This is a genomic window from Leptospira fletcheri, assembly GCF_004769195.1.
Taxonomy (GTDB): domain Bacteria; phylum Spirochaetota; class Leptospiria; order Leptospirales; family Leptospiraceae; genus Leptospira_B; species Leptospira_B fletcheri.
Genome location: NZ_RQET01000009.1, coordinates 184450 through 205700, shown reverse-complemented (window position 1 = coordinate 205700; position 21251 = coordinate 184450). Strand labels below are relative to the sequence as shown.

The 21251-nt window shown below is 48.3% G+C and carries 12 protein-coding genes; 10 read left to right on the top strand and 2 right to left on the bottom strand.

Annotation, left to right across the window (positions count from 1 at the left end):
* The first annotated feature begins 231 nt into the window (after positions 1 to 231).
* From EHO60_RS12990 to recD, 3 genes are read left to right on the top strand one after another with little or no spacing between them, the layout of a single operon-like run.
* A complete protein-coding gene (locus EHO60_RS12990) occupies positions 232 to 3678 on the top strand; it encodes an exodeoxyribonuclease V subunit gamma (protein WP_135768628.1) in 3447 nt (1148 codons plus the stop codon).
* Entirely contained in the window at positions 3675 to 7340 is a 3666-nt protein-coding gene (locus tag EHO60_RS12985; RefSeq protein WP_135768627.1) for a UvrD-helicase domain-containing protein, read from the top strand. The genes EHO60_RS12990 and EHO60_RS12985 overlap by 4 nt, the downstream gene beginning before the upstream one ends.
* Positions 7337 to 9118: an exodeoxyribonuclease V subunit alpha gene (gene recD, locus EHO60_RS12980; protein ID WP_135768626.1), complete on the top strand. Its 1782-nt coding sequence runs from the start codon at positions 7337 to 7339 to the stop codon at positions 9116 to 9118. The genes EHO60_RS12985 and recD overlap by 4 nt, the downstream gene beginning before the upstream one ends.
* 6 nt (positions 9119 to 9124) lie before the next feature.
* On the opposite strand, the gene EHO60_RS12975 is transcribed toward recD, so the two are convergent.
* Complete coding sequence (locus tag EHO60_RS12975) at positions 9125 to 11974, bottom strand: adenylate/guanylate cyclase domain-containing protein (protein ID WP_135768625.1); 2850 nt, start codon at positions 11972 to 11974, stop codon at positions 9125 to 9127.
* A 90-nt stretch (positions 11975 to 12064) separates the two neighbouring features.
* A complete protein-coding gene (locus EHO60_RS12970) occupies positions 12065 to 12535 on the bottom strand; it encodes an STAS domain protein (RefSeq protein WP_135768624.1) in 471 nt (156 codons plus the stop codon).
* 97 nt (positions 12536 to 12632) lie between these two features.
* Between EHO60_RS12970 and EHO60_RS12965 the strand changes: the two genes are divergently transcribed.
* The 7 genes from EHO60_RS12965 (at position 12633) to EHO60_RS12935 (ending at position 21245) form a co-directional block, all read left to right on the top strand.
* A complete protein-coding gene (locus tag EHO60_RS12965) occupies positions 12633 to 14522 on the top strand; it encodes a polysaccharide biosynthesis protein (protein WP_135768623.1) in 1890 nt (629 codons plus the stop codon).
* Positions 14512 to 15006: a ClpXP protease specificity-enhancing factor SspB gene (locus EHO60_RS12960; RefSeq protein ID WP_135768622.1), complete on the top strand. Its 495-nt coding sequence runs from the start codon at positions 14512 to 14514 to the stop codon at positions 15004 to 15006. Before EHO60_RS12965 ends, EHO60_RS12960 begins: the two co-directional genes overlap by 11 nt.
* Positions 15003 to 16610: an NCS2 family permease gene (locus tag EHO60_RS12955; RefSeq protein WP_135768621.1), complete on the top strand. Its 1608-nt coding sequence runs from the start codon at positions 15003 to 15005 to the stop codon at positions 16608 to 16610. Before EHO60_RS12960 ends, EHO60_RS12955 begins: the two co-directional genes overlap by 4 nt.
* Positions 16611 to 16685: 75 nt before the next feature.
* Positions 16686 to 17597: a protease HtpX gene (gene htpX, locus EHO60_RS12950; protein ID WP_135768620.1), complete on the top strand. Its 912-nt coding sequence runs from the start codon at positions 16686 to 16688 to the stop codon at positions 17595 to 17597.
* A gap of 89 nt (positions 17598 to 17686) precedes the next feature.
* Positions 17687 to 18220 (top strand): adenine phosphoribosyltransferase, encoded by a 534-nt coding sequence (locus tag EHO60_RS12945; RefSeq protein WP_135768619.1) that lies wholly within the window; start codon positions 17687 to 17689, stop codon positions 18218 to 18220.
* Positions 18221 to 18226: 6 nt separating this feature from the next.
* Positions 18227 to 19690 (top strand): S1C family serine protease, encoded by a 1464-nt coding sequence (locus EHO60_RS12940; RefSeq protein ID WP_135768618.1) that lies wholly within the window; start codon positions 18227 to 18229, stop codon positions 19688 to 19690.
* A 4-nt stretch (positions 19691 to 19694) separates the two neighbouring features.
* The gene (locus EHO60_RS12935) at positions 19695 to 21245 is read left to right on the top strand and encodes a PDZ domain-containing protein (RefSeq protein ID WP_135768617.1); all 1551 of its coding nucleotides are present in this window, start codon (positions 19695 to 19697) and stop codon (positions 21243 to 21245) included.
* Positions 21246 to 21251 lie beyond the last annotated feature (6 nt).

The window sequence follows — 21251 nt, the reverse complement described above, 5'->3', positions numbered from 1 at the left end:
CGTTCGCTTCGCGCAAATTCGTATAACAACCGCGAATTATACGAGCGTTTCTTGAACCCGATTCTTCGAAAATTTAAGCGACATAATGTTGATTATCGGAAGAAGTCGATCCGTCTCAAAATACGAAAAAAGCCTTCCTTTTTGATCGTTCCTGTTTCTTCTACCGCACAATCTATCCGAGAAAAATCCTTTTCTCGGTGATTCCTTTCTCTACATTGGATAGGCTTTCCCATGTCCGTCAGAGTATTTTCCTCCAATGACCTATCCGAGTTGGCTCGGATCTTACAGGACTCGATTTCCGGAGAACTCGAACAAGAAAACGGATTGTACAGCCCCTTGGTGGTCATTCCGAACAAGAGCATGGAAACCTGGCTGTACTTGGAATTCGCGAAGCGGAAAGGCGTAGTCTTTAACCTTCGGTTTCTCTTTTTAGAAAAAGCGATCGAGGAATTATTGAAAAGAAAATACGGGTCCGACCCGGACTTTCAGGCCTTCGCTCGACCGGAAGAAAGAAAATTCCTCATTTACGAATACGTTCAAAACCACCCTGAATTTCTTTTGCGGTATCCTTCCTTACGATCCTACCTGATTCCTTCCGGTAGACAAAACATAGATCCGACCCGCTTATTCGAATTTTCCGGGAAGATCGCGAATTATTTTAAGGACTACGAACTGCACAGGCAAGACTGGATTCGGAATTGGCTGGGAGGAAAAACCGAATATTTACGATTGGGCGAACAGGATATCGAAGAGAAGATCGCCACCAAATCCCAGATGTTTTTTCTCCAGAAAGAACTGTACGCCGCGGTCGCAGCCTCTTCCAAAACTTTGGTTCAATATGCGATGCAAGCAGGAAACCGCAAACAAAGCCCGAGACCGGAAAACGGAAACCTAGAATCGAAAAAATTATATTTATTCGGTCTGTCCCAACTTTCCCAGACATATCTCGCTCTATTTAAGAAATTATTTCCGGAGCTATCTCTGGAAGCCTATCAATTCGGGCTCCCCCGGGATAGCGCCGGTACCGAAGAAAGCATATCTCTTCCTTGCCGCAGATGGGCATCTCCCTTCCGATCCTTATTTGCAAGTTGGAACTTAACGGGGGCTTCGATTCGGAATGTATCTTCCGTTAGAGAAAGGAAAGATAAAAGCGTTCTTACCTCTTTCCAAGAATACTTACTCGTTGGCCCGAATGCGCTTTCGGACCGTAAACACTCCGATGCTAGCCTTGTCATCCTGGAAGCTCCGGGAATCTTTCGGGAAGTGGAAGCGGTATTTCACATAATTCTTTCCAAGCTGGACGAAGATCCGACGTTGAACTTGACGGATATCGGAATCTTTTGTCCGAATTTATCCCAATACAGACCCGCTATCCAATCCGTCTTCGACGGGGGAATTCCCGCAAAATTGATAAACGAAAACGGATCCCCCGAATTTTCCGTTCGCACTCTGCCGTATACGATCCAAGACATCAGAGCGGGAGAAACCAGTCCGTTTTTAAACGGAATTCTATCCGTCTTTCCTTTGCTCTTAGGCAAACGTTCCAGGACGGAATTCTTTGCCTTATTCCGAAATTCCTGCTTCCAAAAAAAATGGGATATCTCCGCCGAAACGGTTCGCGAATGGGAGGAACTTTCCCGAGAGCTTTCGCTTTTTTTGGACGATTCCCAGGAAGGTCCTCCGCTTCCGTTTTCCTTCCGGAACGGATTTCTTCGCTTATCAATGGGAGAAGTTCTCCCTACCGTCGCGGAAGAAGAGACTTCCTTTTCCCCTTATTCCGCCTCCGATCGAAAAACCGTAGAACTATGGATCGGAACCTGGAAACGTTTGGAAGAAATGACGGACCGGGTCACGGAGGAATGCGGACGCTCCGAAATCGACCCGGACGGATGCTTGGATTCTTTTACCTCCTTTCTTCGCGAATTATTAGGTCCGACCGAAGATTCTCCCGAGGAAAATTCCATCGCATCCGAACTCTTTTCCAAATTCGGTTCCTTACGAGGAAAGGCATGGGATCCCGGAAATTTCGAGGATCGATTGCGATTTCTGGAAGTTTTCGTCCGGGAATCCTGCGAGGGAATTCCGATCCGTAAAGGAAAATATCTGACCGGAGGAATCACAGTCTCTTCCCTCCAACCGATGCGACCCATTCCGTTTCGGCATATTTTTCTGTTAGGCCTCGGAGAAGTCGAATTTCCCGGTTCCGAGGATCGCTCCGCTTTCAACTTAAGACACCTGTCTCCTAGAGACGGCGATGTCACGAATCGACAATTGAACGAATTATTGTTATATGAAACGGTTCTCTCTGCCAAAGAAAGCCTGAATCTCTCTTTCGTATCCGTGGATTCTAGTTCGGAGGAGGAAATGGCTCCTTCTCCGTCTATCCTGCAAATGGAACAAGTGCTGAGAGACTACGTTCTTCACCCGGAGGAAAGTACGCGCGTTCTTCTCCCTTTGAACAAACATAGCCGGCAATATTTCGAGCCGAGACCGGAAGGAAAGGATTTTCGGATCCGATACTTCGAAACCTACGATATTTCCTCTTCCGCCGCTTATGGATTCGAAAAAGATAAAGTAGAATATTCTAAAACATTTCTGGATTTTCGGAACCCTCGCTCGGTTGATCCGATAAGAAAACCGGACGTAAGATCGGAAACCGAAGCTGAGATTACGCTCGATTTGAAGGATTTGATCCGCTTCTGGCGCTCTCCTTTGCAACATTTCCTAAGGAGCCAATTCGGTCTGTTCGTAGAGGAGCAAAAGGAGGACAATCCCTCGAGCAGCGAACCCTTCCGATTGTCGGACCCGTTAAGAATATTAACGAAGTCATGGGAGCTTTTTTTCAAAGCCCTTTCGGAGAAATCGGTTCCGAAAGATTCCTTGGAATTGTTTCGGGAATCCCGGGAAAAAGCGATCTCCGCCTTCGGAAAGAAAGGATTTTTGCCTAGAGGCAAATACGGTCGGGTGGAAGAGATTCTTCTTTCGGAAAGATTCGAACGTTCTTGGAGCAAAATTTCTCCCTTACTGGAAGACAGAGATTTTTACGAAGCGATTTCTTTCGGAGAATCCACAAAGCAAGGTAGAATTCTGACGCTTCCGACACCGACACTTACTCTAAAGAACGGCTCTCGCATCCGATTTACCGGACTCAAGGAGTCGATCTTTCTCTCTCCAGAAATGCGGAGTATTGTCCTAGTATATCCCAACTCCAAGAAAAAATTAAAGAATGGAATCGAGCCGTTTCTGATCCAATCGATTTTGGATCTCGTACGAACGGAACATTCCCCGAAAACCGTATCCGTCCTTTTCGGATATACGGCCAGAGACGGAGCTCCTGAAATTTTGGAATTCGAGGAAAACGGTTCCGAGAGGACGGAATTTTTAAAGTATCTAACGGAGGAATATCTCGGTGCCGAGAGACCTCTCCTCTCCCCCGATTTTTGGGAGGATTTTCCTCTAAGAAAATCGGGAACTCTTTTCGATTCCGGCGGAAAGGAGAAAGAAGAACTCGGGCGGGAATTCCTCCAATGGGTACACGAATCCTTGGAATACGAACTTTCGGATTACGTCCCGGCAACTCTCCGTCTCCTCCCCTCCCCGAAACGCTTAGTCCCGACGAACGCATTCGAATTGTCCGAGAAATTATACGATCCTGTTTTTAGAGGGTTGTTTTCATGAATCGGAATTCTCCTGGTCTTCCTCCCTCTTACGCGGACCATATAGATCTTTCCAAACACGGATTTATAGGCGCCTCAGCCGGAACGGGGAAGACCCATACGATCGTCTATTTAGTATTAAAAATTCTGCATACGTATTTTCTTTCCTCCGGCTCGGATGAACCCGAAAGAGGAATAGAATCCGTACTCGTGCTGACCTATACCGAAAAAGCAGCTTCAGAACTCCGCTCCCGTATCAGACACGGAATCAAGGACAGGATTCGGGTTTTGGAAGCGGGTCTTTCTGCGGACCCGGATCTAGAGTTGGAAAGAAAATATTTCCTAGGGCAATTAGGTCGTCTGGACCAGGCGACCATCTCCACGATACACGGATTTTGCAATAAGATTCTGAAGGAATATTCCCTGGAAACGGGGACTCCATCCGACCCGAAATTGGTTCCGGAAGAAGAACCATTGCGCCGTCTCTTGGATTCCCATCTTCGCTCGGAATTTACGGAAGAACTCCCTGCGGAAAGTCTGGTATTGACCCTATTGGAACTGAGAAGATCTTTCGACAACGGATTTACCGGAGATACCTGGGAGAGCTTTCTTGCGGAAATAGCGGGTAAAAAAGAAGTCTCTCCGGATTCCACATTTTTCCTTCCGGATCCTTTTTCCGGATCCTTTCCGGATCAGGAGAAGATCCGGAGCGTTTTTCGATCGTTAAACGAAGAATACCACAGACTCAAAGAAAGCCAGGCGCCCGTGCTGAAATCCTTGCACGCAAGTACGAGAAAGGCCCTAGCGGAAAGACAAACTGTCTTCGAATCCGTAATGGAAAACGCGATGATGGCGTTAGATCCTTTTCAAGAAGAGGAGCTCACGAGGGCGATTCTAGAAATCGGCCGCCTCAAGAGAAAAGATTCCGGGATCGGAAGCGTACTGCTCTCCGATGAGGAATTGACGAAAGCAGGACCCGATCCGGCCGTCGCAAAATACCGGAATTGTCGTGAAGGGGTAAGGAAAAGCCTGACCCCTCTGGAAAATCTAGCGGCCTTGTTCGTCGTAAAAATCGCCGAAAAGATCGTAAAGGAAACTCCCTTCGAAAAAAACGGAAGCGGGGAAATCACTTATAACGATATGATCCGAAATCTTGCCAGATCCGTTTCGGATAACCCTGACTTATTAAGCGAACTCAGAAGAAGATTCGATTATGCGATCGTGGATGAATTTCAGGATACGGACTGGAGCCAATTTTCGATTTTTAAAACCGTGTTCCTGGAGGAAAATTCGAATAGAAACCGTTTGTTCCTGATCGGAGATCCAAAGCAGGCGATTTACGGATTCCGAGGAGCGGACATAGGAACATATCTGGCTGCGAGGGCTTATATGGATCAAGGAGGAGCTTTTTCCTCCGTCTCCGCGGTGTATCCGGAGTTGGACACGAACCGCAGGTCTCTGCCCGAATTGGTCGCCTCTTACAACGACCTATTTTCTTCCGGAGGGGAAACTTGGTTTCCGATCTCTGAACCCGGATTCGAGCCTATCCGTTATTCGAAAGTACAAGCAGCGTACGAAGGCGGAAAAGCGGTTTTGTACTCGGACAAAAGCGGGAGGGGAGCTCTTAACGCGTTCTCTCTTCCGGTCGGATCGAATAAACAAGGATTGAGAGAGCCCTACGCGAAGTTCGTCGTTTCGGAAATTTTACATCTCGTTTCACCGGAAGCGGAAATTTTTATCCGAAAGGAAAAACACAACAAGCAACCCTATTCGGGCAAAGTGGAATTCGGAGATATCGCGATTCTTATACGAAACCAAGAGGATTCAAGAGAGCTGGAGAATTATCTTAAGATCGCGGGAATTCCCTATTCGAATATCCGCAAAAGAGGACTCTTTTCCTCTAACGAGGCCTTTCGTTGCAGGCAGATTTTATCCTGTATAGAAGACGAAGGGTTACCTGATTCTTTTTACAAACTTTTACTTTCGGATCTGTTCGAGATCTCTCCGGATCGTCTGCATCTTTATGCCGAATATTCCCTGGAATCGGAAGAAAAAAGACGCATCGAATCTTGGAGAAGATTCGCACGAAAAAAGGACTTCCCTGCCTTATTCCGCTCCCTGACTACGGAAAGTCTTTTGGCGAGACCTAGAGATTCCGAATTGACTCTGGAATGGGAAAGAAGGATCGCGAATTTCAAGCAGATCTTTTCTCTGCTAACGGAAAAGGCTTCCGAAAACGATCTTTCCCTTCGGGAGATCCTAGATTGGTTGGACACCAAGATTTCCGCGGAAGCGAGCGCGGAAAAGGACGAATCCTTGTCTCGGGAAACGGAAGAGGATAGGGTCAAAATCCTGACCATACATTCCAGCAAAGGTTTGGAATTTCCGTTCGTATTCCTGATAGGTGGGTTCTCCGGTTGGTCCCTTTCACAAAAGAAATATTACGAATACAGGGAAACGGTTTCCGCAAACGCTACAGAACCGAAAAGTCGTAAGATTCTCGATCTCACCAAGGGGCATCCGGAAAAATATCTGACTTATCTAAAGAACGAAGACAAACGGTTGTACTATGTTGCTGTCACTCGGGCCATGTACAAATTCTACTTCCCTCTGCTTTCCGAACCGTCCTCGGATCGCCCTCTGGAATTATTCCGTTCCTCCTTTGAAAAGACGGCGGAGCATCCTTCTACTACCTCTCATATTTCTAAAATCTTTTGGAACGAGGAACAGAGAAAGTATTCAGCGGAGATCCTTTCCGGTCTCCCCTCGGAAAAAAGGACGTTGCTAGAGTTGCAGCCCCCCGCTTCCGAGCAGGAACCTGCGAGAAGTCCTCTCCTCTGGCCCCGAAACTGCGAACATAGAAGGATCCGTTTGGAAAGTTATTCTTCCTTGGATCGGTTTTTAAATCCTCCCGAAATCAAATTCGGACCGGAGTCGGAACTCTTCCGAACGGATGAGGAAATTCCCCTCTCCTTCCCATCGGAAGAACTTCCGTCCTCGAACCGAATGGGAAATCTTCTGCACCAGCTTTTAGAGAGGCTTGAATTTTCCTCTTTTTTCCGTTCCGACCTAGGCGAACAGAATATCTCGGAGGTGAAAAAATTACTGAGGGAATACGGATTCGGAAAGGACGAAGAAGAAAGAAATATCTTCGCCGAAAAGATTTTATCGATGCTCCGGAACACTCTTCGTTCTCCCCTTCCCCAAATTCCTAGCTTGGATTGCCTTGCGGCCTTATCTTCATCCGAAAGAAAGCACGAGGTGGATTTCTTTCTCAAACTTTCGACGGGCCGGTCCGAAAAGGAGGAATTCCTAAACGGAACCGTGGATATGATCTTTTTTTCGGAGGGCAAGTACTGGATTGTAGACTGGAAATCCAATCGTCTGGAAGGCTCCTCTTACTCCGAAGCGGATCTGACAAGAAAGGTGGAGGAAGTCTATTCGCTCCAATTGGCACTTTATTCTCTAGTGTTAAACGAATGGTTGCAAGCCAGATTCGGAGCCGAATACGATCGGAATCTACTCGGCGGCATGTATTTCCTCTTTTTGAGGGGGATGGATCCGAATCGTTCTAGTTCGGGAATTTTCTTCCAAAAAATCGATCCGGAATTCGTCGAAATTTCCAGACGTACCGTTCTTGATGCTTTAGATCGGAAACATTCGGAAAAAGGAATACAGCTATGACCGAGGAAATCGGAGCCGCCGACCCGGAATATATCCGATTTCTGACTTCGGAGATGCATAGAGTTCTTCCGGAAACCGAGCAGGGGGATCTTTTCCAACGGAATTCCCTTCTCTTAACCGCATTGCGAACGGGAAGTTTGGGAATCCCCGAACCCCGGGATTCTCTTTCGGACAAGGACAATCCTTTCTTTCGATCCAGAAACGGAGTCCTATATTTTCGTAAAACCTTCGATGCCTTGACCTCGTCCGAGGAAATTTTCCGAAGCCTATTAAACAGGAATCTACCGGAGAGTCAAAAAAAGCAAATCCCCGAAGTTCTGAAGGAAATTACGGAACGCTCCCCTCTAGTATTGCGGAGAGAGAGTTTGGAAACCGTTCTTTGTGGGGAAGGAGAACAGAGGGAAGCTTTGGAAGCCGCTCTCCATTCTCCTTTTTTCGTGCTTACGGGAGGCCCCGGTACCGGAAAAACCACGGTGGTTACGAGCTTGTTGCGGGCGCTGGTCCGTTTGGGATATGATCCTGTTCGGATCGGATTGGCGGCTCCCACCGGCAGGGCCGCGCAAAGATTGAAAGAATCTTTGGAGAACACTCTGAAGCTAGGAACCGGTACGGATCCGATGGATCTGAAATTGTACAATCTAACCACGGCAACCTTGCATCGGTTATTAAGATTCGATCCCAAAACCAGGAGCTACAAGTACGGAAAGGACTTCCGTCTTCCGTACGAAGTGGTCGTGGTGGACGAAGTTTCTATGGTGGATTTGGATCTGATGCATTCCCTTTTACTCTCCTTACCGGATGCAAAACAGGATCGATTTCGGATCGTCCTGCTCGGAGACGCGGACCAACTTCCGAGCGTAGAAGCGGGCGCCGTCCTTTCCGATCTGGCGGAATGTATTTCCCGTTCCGAGAATTTCTACAAACTAAGGACGGGACGTAGGCAAACGGGAAACGCTTCGGCGATTTTCGACGCGGCACGGAAATGCATTTCGAACGATGCCGACCCGGATTCCCTTTTAAAAGCGACTTTTTCCGTCCAACCTTCCCCATCGTTAAGCGAAGTACAGGAAAGGACGATCCGAGATGGCTTTTACCGGAGCAAAATCGATCTAAAAAAGGATCGCATCCGTTTTTTAAGCGATTACGTGGAGAAATGCCTACTCCCCGGATTTTCTTCCTTGGAAAAAATCCGTTCCGATCCGAAGCGATTGGCAGAATTTCTCAGAACCGATCTGAATCATACGCGAATCCTGACGATTTTAAGACAAGGAGAATTTGGAAGCGAAGGGATTAACAGGGATATCATCCGCCTACTTTTGAAACAAACGAAGATGCGCACGATTCATTTGGGTACTCGGATCTATTTTCCGGGACTTCCTATTTTGATCGTAAAGAACGACCGTTCTAGAGGTCTTTTTAACGGAGACACCGGACTTGTCCTGGAGTTCGAAACGATTACTGGGGAAACCGAGATGCGTGCCGTTTTCTTTCTGGACGGAACTATCCGGGACTTTGCTTTGGATACCTTGCCTCCCCACGAACCTGCGTTCGCGATTACGGTGCATAAATCCCAAGGTTCCGAATACGATCATGTATTTATTCTATATCCGCCGGATCCTTCCGCCGAAACGGAATCCCCGAACGAATTATTGCGCAAAGAGATCCTGTACACCGCGTTAACGAGGGCAAAACGAAAAGCGATCTTACTGGCCGAAGACAAAAACCTTTCCGTCTCGCTGAAAAGGAAATCGGAAAGACTCACCGGATTCCGGATTTAAATTTCCTTACTTGTGGTCTCTGGTATAAACTCCGTCCCAATTTGCGGGAGGAGGGTTCTTGGAGTATTCTTTGCAGCGATCAATCAACAAATGTACAGATTTGTCGTTTTGCTTCTTTACGGTTTCCGATTCCTGAAAACAACGAACTGCTTTGTCCCAACGTCTTTCCAAATACTGAGAGATTCCCTCTTCGTACAAAGCGATGGATTCCCGGATCGAAGTCGGAATAGATGTATTCTTTTCCGCGATCGCTTCGTACAATACGACGGGTTCCGTCTTCCCCTTGACCCTCACTAGATCCAATTTGCGGGTGAGAATGGAATCCTTGATTTCTCCGTATACGGCATCGGAGACTAGAATGGACACTCCGTAATCCTTGCCTGCCGCTTCGAGGCGCGCAGCCAAGTTGACCGTATCGCCCATCATCGTGTAGGAAGCGAGTGCATCGGTTCCCATAAACCCGACTTTCGCCAATCCGGTGTTCAAGCCGATCCTAATTTGCATCGCCCTGGCTTCGGGAATATATCTATGATCTTTTTCCCAGGATTTGCGAAGTTCCTCCAATTTCGCCAGCATCTTCAAAGAGGCACGAGTCGCCTTTAGACAATGTTGCTCCACTTCCACCGGCGCGTTAAAAATACCCACGATCGCGTCCCCGATATACTTGTCCAAGACGCCTTCGTGATCCTTTAAGATCAGGGTCATGGCGGACAGGTATTCGTTCAAAAGTTCCGCCAACTCCACGGAGCTCAATTTTTCGCTGATGGCGGAGAAACCGGCCACGTCGGAAAAAAACGCGGTGACCCTTTTTTCCGTTCCTCTTTTTAAGGCCGCGAGATCCTTCATGGCTTCGCCGATCACGACCGGGTCGATCATACTTCCCAAAATACCTTTGATCTTTTCCCGCTCGCGTAAACCTCCCACCATGTGATTTAAAGCCACGGAGAGATTTCCGAATTCGTCGTTTCCTCCGGGTTCGAACTCGACGTTCAAGTCTCCCCCTCCGACTTCCTCCGCATCTCGGATCAATCTTTTGATTCTCTGTACTACGATTCCGGAAATAAAAATGGCCAAAAAGATGGAAAAACCGCAAATTCCGAGTGCGGACAAGACCGCGCGATCCCGGTTGTTTCGGATGGATTTCAAACCTTCGGTTCTATCCACAATCGTTCGGATCAGTCCGGAAAAGTTCGAACTTAGTACGATCGTGGGAACGTCGTCGCCTTCGCCCGATAGAAGCGGGACCGTATCCAATTTCCAGAGGATTTGTTCCGCTTCCGTACGACTGTTTCCGATGATACCGTCCGGAAATAAGGCTTTCAATTTCGCGGTAGGAGTTTCGCTCTCCCCGGAATAGATCCACTGACGGAGATTGGCCCACCGCTCCCGAAAAATACGGCTTTCCTCTTCCGATCGGAGGGATCTTTCGTAATCCGATCCGTCGGGACGAAAACGCAAGAGGACCAAGTCCTCCAAAGCGGAGTCTCTGATCGATCCTAGCGCCTCCACCCGTGACTGTTCCTCCTCTTTCGGAGGATGATTCCTTTTGTATGTGGCGAAAAGAAGATCCCGTTTTCGTATTAGAGATTCGTAATTCTCATATTGTTTGCGGAATTCTTTGTCCTTAAACGGAGGAACGGGCGGTTTCTTTTCCCGTAATTCCTTTAATCTAGTCGATAACAAAGGAGGAATCTTGTTAAGATCTACAAGAATCGCCCTTTCCTCCGAAAGATAGGAACTCCAGGCTCCGAGTTGATTCCGGGACGCCTCCACCAATTTGGCTCTTTCGGTGGAAGCAGGATTCCGAAAATGAGGGGAATACAATGCCTGCAATTCCAAACCGGTATGTTGGAAAGAGTCGGGGGGAATCTCTCCCGTAACTCCCACCTTTTCCACCAACGTATTCAAGGAACGTTTTAAGCCTTCCTCCAAACTGGAATCGAAGGAAATTTCGTTTAACGGGGATTCCGGATCGAAGATACGGGTATCCAAAGTAGGCTCGGAGTCCTGCCCGGGAAGAATTCCGGAAAGAGGAAAAGTCTGGATTCGGAATCTTCCCGTATCCAATCCCAAGTCCTTGATTTTTTTTCGACGCGAATCCGCGAGCAATTGGACGATTTTAGAGTCCATCGCGGACCTTCTCTTACGAGCGAGAAGGGATTTTTCTCGGACGTCTTCCTCCAAGGCCGAGAGTTCCGTTGCGTCCATTTTTTCCCGATTTTCTTTTACCTCGTACAATCGTTTGCGCAATAAGGAAGCGTCCCTTTCCGCAAAGACCACTTGCTTCGCCAAATGTTGGAGTTGGGAAAATTCCCGTTCTCCGACCGGCTCATGACCTCCGTTCTGTTGCAACTGCGCCTTGACGTTCTTTTCCAGAACTTCGATGTCTCCCTTAGACAAATATTCCGAATAATACGTGTCCAAGGTTTTTCGAATTTTATTTTTTCCTAAAGCTCCAAAAAGACTGGTCTTGATCCCGAAAAAGGAGACCTTTTTTTCCTGGACCAAAGTCTTGGTGGTTCTATATTTCTTTAAGGCCTCGGTTTGTTTGCTGACCCTATCCCGGAACTCTTCGATACGGATCAGACTCTGGGAAATATTGTCCAACTCCAAGACCAAGGAGGAGATGTATCTCCTGGAAATGGCCGCCTCTCTCTCGTAGCTATCCGTCAAAATCTCGGTTTGCTGCTTCACGTAAATCACCGAGAGAATGAAAATCGTCAGTACGATCAGACTCCCCGTAAATAAGGCGAGTTTTGCCCGGATCCCGGAATAAAAAAGGCGAAGGATTCCCGTGAAGCCGGAACGAATACGATTTAAAAAACTCGGATTAGAAGAGGGCGAGGTCTCTTTCATATTAAAAAAAGACCCTTCCGGCGCTTTTGTGGCAAGCACTATCTTCGGAAATTTCTTTACCGGAGGAGTTCGGGCGCATTCTTCGCGCGGTTAAAACAGTTTTTCGAAACTAGCCGTTCTGTAATCCGCGGTCAGATAAAAAGTATGGGAACAAGCCGGGCAGCGATAATTCCCTTTTCCTTGCACTCTCAAAGTCTGGAAGCAGATCGGACATGCTACGAATCCGGGAGATGCCGTTTCCTTTGCATCCGATTCCCGGTTTAAAAAGGACTTGGCGTCTTCTCTGGAGGAGAACGTCGGAATTTCTTTTGCCAAACCGGAGAGTTTCCATTCTTCGCCTAAACCTTGTACTAGATTGCATACGGCAAATTTTGATTCCGAATGACTGGTCGCAGCCTCTCGGATCAGGTCGAGTGCCCCCAGTTCCCAATCTCCGATGCCCGATGCATCCAAAAGAATCTTATAGGGTTCCGAGGATAATACCTGCCCTATCTTTTCCCGAAATGCCGCCCCCAGCTGCAAGTCAAGTTTCCCTTCCAGGTTGACGATTAATTCTTTCACGGATCTACACGGGAGATTCGTTTAGATTCTCGATTTCCGCAACCGAAAAAACCCAAAAAGATTGGACTTTTAGCATTTAAAGATATTTTTTTCCTTAATGGAACATTGGAACCGCCGGACCTTGATCTTTCCTTTGGATCTCTGCTTTATGGTCCTGTCCTACTTTTTGGCCCACTTGATTCGATTCGAATCTCTCTCCTTTCTCCAAAGAACGGATACCTTTTTGATTCCTTTGGTGATCGTAGTCGCCTGTCGTTCCGTCGTTTTTCTGTTTTCCAATATCTATCGTTCCATCTGGGCTTATGCGTCCATACATGATCTTTTAGAAATCATTAAAATAACCGTACTGTCCTCCTTCATCGCCACGACAGTTCTACTATTTTATAACCGATTCGATCAGATGTCCCGGATGGTTCCGGTACTCGATACGATTCTTCTTCTCAGCTTTCTTTGTCTTCGAAGTCTTTCCTGGAGAATTTTTCGGGACCAGTACATCATTCGCAAAACGAGAGAGCATGGAGCTCCTACGCTGATCTTAGGCGCCGGAAAAATGGGAGCTTCCCTACTCTCGGAATTCCGCCGGCATAGCGAACTGAAATTGAATCCAGTCGGCTTTTTGGACGACGACGAAAGTAAAATCGGCGCTTTGATCCAGGGTGTTCCCATTCTCGGAAATATTTCCAAGGCGGAAGACACCATCCGTAAATTAGGGATCAAACAGGTTATCATAGCGATCAAAAACCCGGACGGAAAATTGATCGGAAAATTGCTCAAGACGTTCGAGTCCACCGAGGTAGGCTTTAAGATTCTTCCTTCCATCGGCTCCCTCCTCTTCGACTCTCCTAAGATCCAGCAACTCCGCGAGATTCGGGTGGAAGACCTACTCGGACGACCCGTCGTGGATTTGGAAATCGAATCCATTCGTTCTTATATCCGAGGCAAATCCATCCTAGTAACGGGCGCGGGAGGTTCGATCGGGAGCGAGATCTGCAGACAGGTCGCGGTCTTCCAACCTTCGAAACTCATTCTGGTAGATTCTTCGGAAACTCCTCTCTATGAGATCGATTACGAGCTTAGAAAAATCTTTCCGGATTCCGAAATCGAATTCTTTCCCGTGGTCGCGGACGTGAAGAATCTTTCCAGAGTCAGCTCCGTGTTCGAAGCGCATTCCCCCGAAGTGGTCTTCCATTCGGCCGCTTACAAGCACGTACCAATGATGGAAACCAATCCCTGCGAAGCGGTCTTGAACAACGTTCTGGGGACCAAGAATGTGGCGGATATTTCCCGTCTGTCGGGAGTAGAACGCTTCGTTCTGATTTCCACGGACAAAGCGGTAAACCCGGTGAATATCATGGGAGCTTCCAAACGCGTAGCGGAATTGTACATCCAGCATGTATCCCGAGAAACCCGTACGAAATTCATCACGGTCCGATTCGGAAACGTGTTGGGCTCGAACGGATCGGTGATTCCTAGGTTCCGAGAACAGATCCAAAACGGCGGACCGGTCACGGTGACTCATCCGGAAGTCATACGTTATTTTATGACGATTCCGGAAGCGACGCAGTTGGTCCTCCAGGCGGGATCCATGGGAGAACGAGGAGAAATTTTCCTTCTGGAAATGGGAGAACCCGTTCGAATCCTCAGTCTAGCGGAGGAGATGATCCGACTTTCCGGACTTCGTCCTTACATAGATATTCCGATCGAATTCACGGGTTTGAGACCTGGGGAAAAATTGTTCGAAGAACTGCTGTTAGATCTAGAAGGCATCAAAAAAACCCACCACCCGAAAATCAGGATTGCAGCGCCCTTGGAAGACAATGATATTAGCAGCTTCCAAGCACGTTTCCAAGCCCTATTGAATGCCGCACGCTCCAACCAGGAAAAGGAAATCTTTTTGAGATTCAAGGAGCTCGTACCGGAATATAAGATTCATAAGGATTATATCACGGAAGAGGAAGCCAGGATCATAGGAAAGAATGGATCATAACCCAGAAGATAGCACGGTCCTCCGCGAGTTCAAAAAACAGCTCTTCTCCCTCTATTGGGAGAGATTCGGGACGTTCTACTTGCACGCGATGCCTCACCCAGATCTGAAGATAGGCAAACGTGGATTGATCGGAGACGAACCGGAATCCGGGATCATATTGGTCATCGGACCTAGAGCCACTCGGGACATCCGAATCGAGCAGGATTGGGTTTATGCGGAACTCCAATTCGGGTACACTTGGGAAGAGGTTTTTATCCCTTGGGATAGCGTATTCCGTTACTTCGACAAATCCCAACAAACCGTCTCTCAAATGAGAATCTTTTTGGGGAAATTGGAAGATCGTCGTTCCGCAGAAGACGAGCAAAATTCCGGAACACCCTCTTCGGAACTTCCGCAAGAAGAGGGGAACGAATCGAAATCGAAAGGGAAAAAACGCAAAGACAACGTCATCGAAGTGGATTTCGGGAGTAAGAACAAAAAATGAGCAAACACAATTGGTTCGTGCCGGGGGATCTGGACGGTTTCTTCGGCTTGATGATCGATAACCTAATCCAAATTCTCGTTTTAGTCACTCTTTGCATGGGTCCCTGCGGAATGCCCCAAGAGTTCGTCTTCCGTGTTGTGATTCCCGGCGCTGCCGTGTCCCTTTTGTTGGGGAATGTATTCTATGCTTGGCAGGCCAGGCAACTGGCCAAATCGGAAGGGAGAAGCGACGTTACCGCACTTCCCTACGGGATCAATACGGTTTCTTTGTTCGCCTTCGTATTCTTCGTCATGTTCCCCGTTTACTTGAAGACGGGAAGTTACAAGGCCGCTTGGGCAATGGGATTGCTGGCCAGTTTTCTCTCCGGATTGATCGAAATGTCGGGGGCCTTTGTAGCGGAGAGAGTGCGCAAGGCGACTCCCAGAGCCGCCCTTCTTTCCGCTCTCGCCGGAATCGCGCTCACGTTTATCTCTATGGATTTTCTGATCCGTACGTTTCAGAATCCGCTGGTCGCATTCGTTCCCTTCGGGATCATATTGTTGCAATACTTCGGAAGAGTCGTATTCCCCTTTAAAATTCCGGGGGGGTTGATTTCGGTGATCGCCGGAACCTTGCTCGCTTGGTATTCTCCTTATTTTTCCGGAAAAGCGATCATGGATGCGGATGCACTCCAGTCTTCCTTCCGAGTCGGATTGTACCTTCCCGTATGGAGTGCCGGAGAAATCTTTTCCTTATTTTCGGGAGCGGACATTCGGGAATATCTTTCCGTGATCCTTCCTATGGGAATTTTCAACGTAATCGGTTCCTTGCAGAACATAGAATCCGCAGAAGCCGCCGGGGACAAATTCAATACCAGAAATTCCTTATTGGTGAACGGACTCGGAACCGTGGCCGGAGCCTTTTTCGGATCCCCTTTTCCGACTACGATTTACATCGGTCATCCGGGTTGGAAAGCATTGGGCGCTAGGGCGGGTTATTCGACTCTGAACGGAATCTTTATGACCTTGGCCGCCTTCTTCGGATTGATGGGCTTTCTTTCCAAATTGATTCCGATCGAGGCGGGCATGGCAATCGTACTCTGGATCGGAATCGTCATCGGCTCCCAGGCCTTCGAAGCCACACCGACTAGACATGCTCCGGCCGTAGTGATCGGACTCCTCCCCGCTCTCGCCGGCTGGGGAGTGCTGTTGATCCAAAGTACGTTCAATTACGTAGACCCGATTTTAACGAAGGCCATCGAAGGAACGGCTGCCGCTTCCCAAACCCAGAATCTCTGGCTTTCTCTCGTTCCTCCCAACCAACCGATTTTTCCGTACCCGTTGGAAGGCCTCTTAAGCCTTTCCCAAGGTTTCTTACTCTCTTCTATGGTATGGGCTGCAATCGCTACCTTCGTCATCGATCGGGATTTTAAAAAGGCGATCCTTGCCAGCTTGACCGGAGTATTGCTTTCGGCGACCGGATTTATCCACGCTTATTCCCTGCGCGGAAACGCGATTTTGACGCCTTTCGAACCGAATTTCGGCCCGTTTGCTAAGGGGTATCTGCTTCTGGCAGCGCTTTTTCTGTTAGCTTCTTTTCTGAGAAAGGAACCGAGAACAGTCTAATATGAAACCGGGAAGGAACACCCGAGGGAACTTTGGATCCCGAATGTTTCTATAGATAAGGAGAAAAACTCACCTATGTGGATGATTCGTAGAATCGGATTGTTTGCGATTACAAACCTGGCCGTCGTCTTTACGATCGCATTTTTGATCAGGATCACCGGCCTCGCCGGCTACTTGGAGAAATCCGGGATTTCGTACGGGGGATTGCTTCTATTCTGCACGGTTTGGGGGATGGGAGGAGCTTTTATTTCCCTGATGATTTCCAAATTCACCGCCAAGATGGCGATGGGAGTGGAGATCATAGATCCGAACACGGCCTCAGGATGGCAGAGAGACCTAGTCGCCAGAGTCAAAAGATTGGCCGACGCCGCAGGACTTCCCATGCCGGAAGTAGGATATTACCAATCTCCGGAAGTCAACGCGTTCGCGACGGGTCCCGGTAGATCCAGTGCCTTGGTCTGCGTTTCCACCGGACTATTGAACGGAATGGATAGCGGAGAAATCGACGGAGTACTCGGTCACGAATTGTCCCACGTCGCCAACGGCGATATGGTAACCATGACCTTGGTACAAGGTGTGGTGAATTCTTTCGTGTTCTTCTTCGCATGGATCGTAAGTACTCTTATCGCCTCTCAATTGAGTCGGAACGACGAAAGAGACGGAGGTGGAGGCTATTTTATGCGCTTTATGATCCAGCAAGTTCTGGTCATGGTCTTCGGCCTACTCGGTTCCATCGTGGTCGCCTACGTTTCAAGAGCCAGAGAATATAGAGCCGATGCCGGCGGAGCGAGATTGGCGGGACGGAGCAATATGATCGCGGCATTGGAACGATTGAAAGCCGGATTTACTATGGATCCGGTGGACCAAAGAGGAGAATCCATCGCCACTCTTAAGATCTCGAACCGAGCAGGAGGACTGGCTTCTCTATTTGCCACCCATCCTCCTCTAGACGAAAGGATCGCCGCCTTACGGGCAAAAGCGTATTAAAACCGAATGGGAGCCGCTCTTAAATCAGGGCGGCTTCCAAAAAAGAATTGTTCCCGCGCTTCCGAAGATTGGAATAGGACTTCGAGCCTATGTCCGTCGTTAAATCAAAAATCCGAACCATTCCAGATTATCCGAAGAAGGGTATCCTTTTTCGAGACATTACCTCTTTGTTACTCGATCCGGAAGGCTTGGCGCTTACGATCGGTACGTTTGTGGACCGGTATACCGGTAAAGGAATCACGAAAGTGGCCGGAATCGAAGCAAGGGGTTTTATCGTCGGGGCTCCGGTAGCATTTCAATTGGGCGCCGGATTCATTCCGATCCGAAAAAAAGGAAAACTTCCCGCGGAGACCGTAACGGAAGAATACGATCTGGAATACGGAAAAGACGTTATCGAGATCCATAAGGATTCCATCACTCCGGGAGACAGGATTCTTTTGATGGACGACCTGATCGCGACGGGAGGTACCATGCTCGCCGCTGCCAGATTATTGAGACGCCTAGGAGCCGAAGTGGCGGAAGCGGGAGTGATCATAGACTTGCCCGATTTGGGTGGAGCCTCCAAACTAAAAAGGGATTTGGGAATAGAAGTCTATTCCATCTGCGAATTCGAGGGCCATTGACGCTCGATGTCTGCTCTGAAAAAACTTTCCCTAGGGATTCTTATCTTTCTCATTTCCGTCCCCGCAACCGCGGAGGAAAAAACGGATTTCGACGGAATCCGAAAAGCCGTAGTTCAGATTAAAGTCTATTCCCAGGCGATCAATCCGTATTCCCCTTGGACCACGGACGGGGTCCGGGCCGGCTCCGGAACCGGATTCCTGATCGGAAACAAGCGGATTCTTACGAATGCACACGTGGTATCCAACGCGAAATTTATCCAAGTGCAAAGATACGACCAGACGGAATGGTATAGAGTCAAGATTCTCTTCATCGCCCACGATTGTGACCTCGCTATTTTGGAAGCGGAGGACGGAACGTTTTATAAGGACTCCCGGGATCTAGAACTCGGAGGAATTCCGGAATTGAACTCTCCTTTGATTGTGGTAGGATATCCGATCGGAGGGAATAAGGTCTCCGTCACCCGAGGAATCGTTTCCAGAAAGGAACAATCGGAATATTCCCACTCTTCGGTAGACAGCCATTTGGTACTCCAAGTGGACGCCGCCATCAACCCCGGGAATTCCGGGGGGCCTGCAATCCAGGGAGACAAGGCTGTCGGAGTCGCGTTTCAAGTGGCGACAAAGGGAGAAAACATAGGCTATCTCATCCCTACGAACGTAATCCGACATTTCCTCACGGACATAGAGGACGGAAGTTACGACGGTTACGTCGAACTCGGAATCAGTTTTTTGAATTCGTTTAACACCTCGCTTAGAAAAGCGAAAGGAATTCCTGACGGGCTGGAAGGAGTGTTCGTCACAAGGATCCTCCCCCACGGCTCGGCGGACGGATATTTGAAGGAAGGGGATTATCTTACGGAAATCGACGGAAGCCCGATCGGCCGAAACGGGACCACCACTCTCGACAAGGACGCGAGGGTGGATTTTACGGAGAACGTGGACAATAAACACGCGGGAGACAAGATCAGATTTAAGGTTTTCCGTGAGGGGAAATTTATGGACATCTCCTTCGAGGCGAAGAGAATGCCCGACTTCGATTTCATGCGGAACAGATACGATGCACCGTACGATTATGCGATGATCGGAGGTCTTCTCTTTCAGGAAATGTCCCAGGATTTGCTCGCGACTTGGAGCCGTGCGGGAAATACTTCCGGAGGGAGCCAATTCCTCTACCGATACAAATATTTTATTCCGGACGGAATCAACAGATCCAAAAAGGCGGACGTGGTTCTGTACAGAAAACTGGCGCATCCGGTAAATTCTTCCTCCGATTATTTTTTAAATCTGGTCATCGAGTCGGTCAACGGTTCTCCCGTGAACAGTCTTGCGGATTTGAAATCCGCTTTGGCCAAAGCGAAAGATCGGTATCTAAGATTGAAATTCCTGGATGTGGAACTCCCCCTGATTCTGGATCGCTCGGAAGCGGAAGCCGCCGACAAACAGATCCGCTCCACATACGGATTGGAGTGATTCTTTGAAATTACGCATTCTATTCCTCTCATTCCTTCTCGTCTTTACCGTTTCCTCGACCGAATCCAAAAACGGAAAACCGTCCAAGTCCCCGGTGAAAAAAAACTCCGAGATGAAAGGTTCCGGAACAGTCTCTAACCGGTCCGACAACGGTTTCGAAAAAAGCATCGTTCAAATCAAGGTCTCCTTCCAAGAACCGGATTACATTTCTCCTTGGAAAAAAAAGAATCCCCGGGTTCGAAGAGGAGTCGGGATAGTAGTAAACGGAAATCGCATTTTAGTTCCCGCGCAGATCCTGCAGTATTCCACTTTGGTGGAGGTCAAAAAATTCTCCTCTTATACGGAAACCAAAGCGGAGATCTCGCGTACCGATTCGGAAACGAACCTCGCGTTATTGACCGTAGAGGAAAAAGGTTTCTTCGAAGACTTAAAGCCCCTGGAATTCCAGCAAAAAATCGTCTACCCTCAGCAGATCGCAATTTATCAATTGGATAATTCCGGATCTATACAAAGTGCGAGCGGAGCCTTGCTCAGTCTGGATCTGGACCTTTATCCTCAGGGCCAAATCGAGCTGCCGATCTTGGATGTGAATTCCGCAGAAACTCTGAACGGAAACGGGGAAGTGATCGTTTCGGAAGGAAAAGCCGCAGGCATTCTATTCGATTTTACCGGAGATAAGAACGCAGGTAGAGCCATTCCTTCCTTTTTGATCCGTAAATTTTTAGGACTTTCCGGGAAATCGGATCGGATCGCATACAAGGGATTCCGTCATCGCCCTGTCACGGATTCCGCTACAAAAGAATTCTACGGAATCTCAGGTAAAAACGAAGGAATCCTAGTAGCGGAAGTACTCCCCGGAAGTTCCGCGGATGGAGTGCTCAAGGCGGGAGACGTAGTCCTAGAATTCGGCGGCAAGAAAATAGATTCCAAAGGCTATTTCGAACATTCCACCTACGGCAAACAGGTTTTTTCCTTTCTTGCACATGCCGGAGACGAATTCGGTTACGAAATCGGGAAAACCGTTCCGGTTCTGATCCTGAGGGATAAGAAGAAGATGGAAGTGGACCTCCCTTTAAAACCCTTTCCTTATTCCGCCGTCCGGATTCCTCATAGAGACCCTTCCAATCGCCCCGATTATTACTTAAACGGCGGCTTCTTATTTCTCGAACTTTCCGAAAATTATCTTTTGGAATGGGGAAAGGACTGGAGATCAAGGGTGGATAAAAAACTGCTGTACCTGTACGATTACCACAAATTCCGTTCTTTGGGGGAACCCCAGAGTCGCATCGTACTTCTATCCCAAGTGATCCCCGACGAATCCAATAACGGATACCACGACATTTTCGGAAGAATTCTGGAATCCGCGGACGGAATTTCCGTGAATTCCATCCAAGACCTCATGCGGAAAGTCCGGGAGTCCAAAAAAGATATCGTTTCTCTAAGGTTAGACGATGGAACCGAAGTGGTATTGGACAAGAAAGAGATGGCAAAAGCGAATTCCAGAATAGGAGCCCAGTACAAGATTCCCGCCTCTGCTATGGGAGAGCGTAAGTAGGACCTC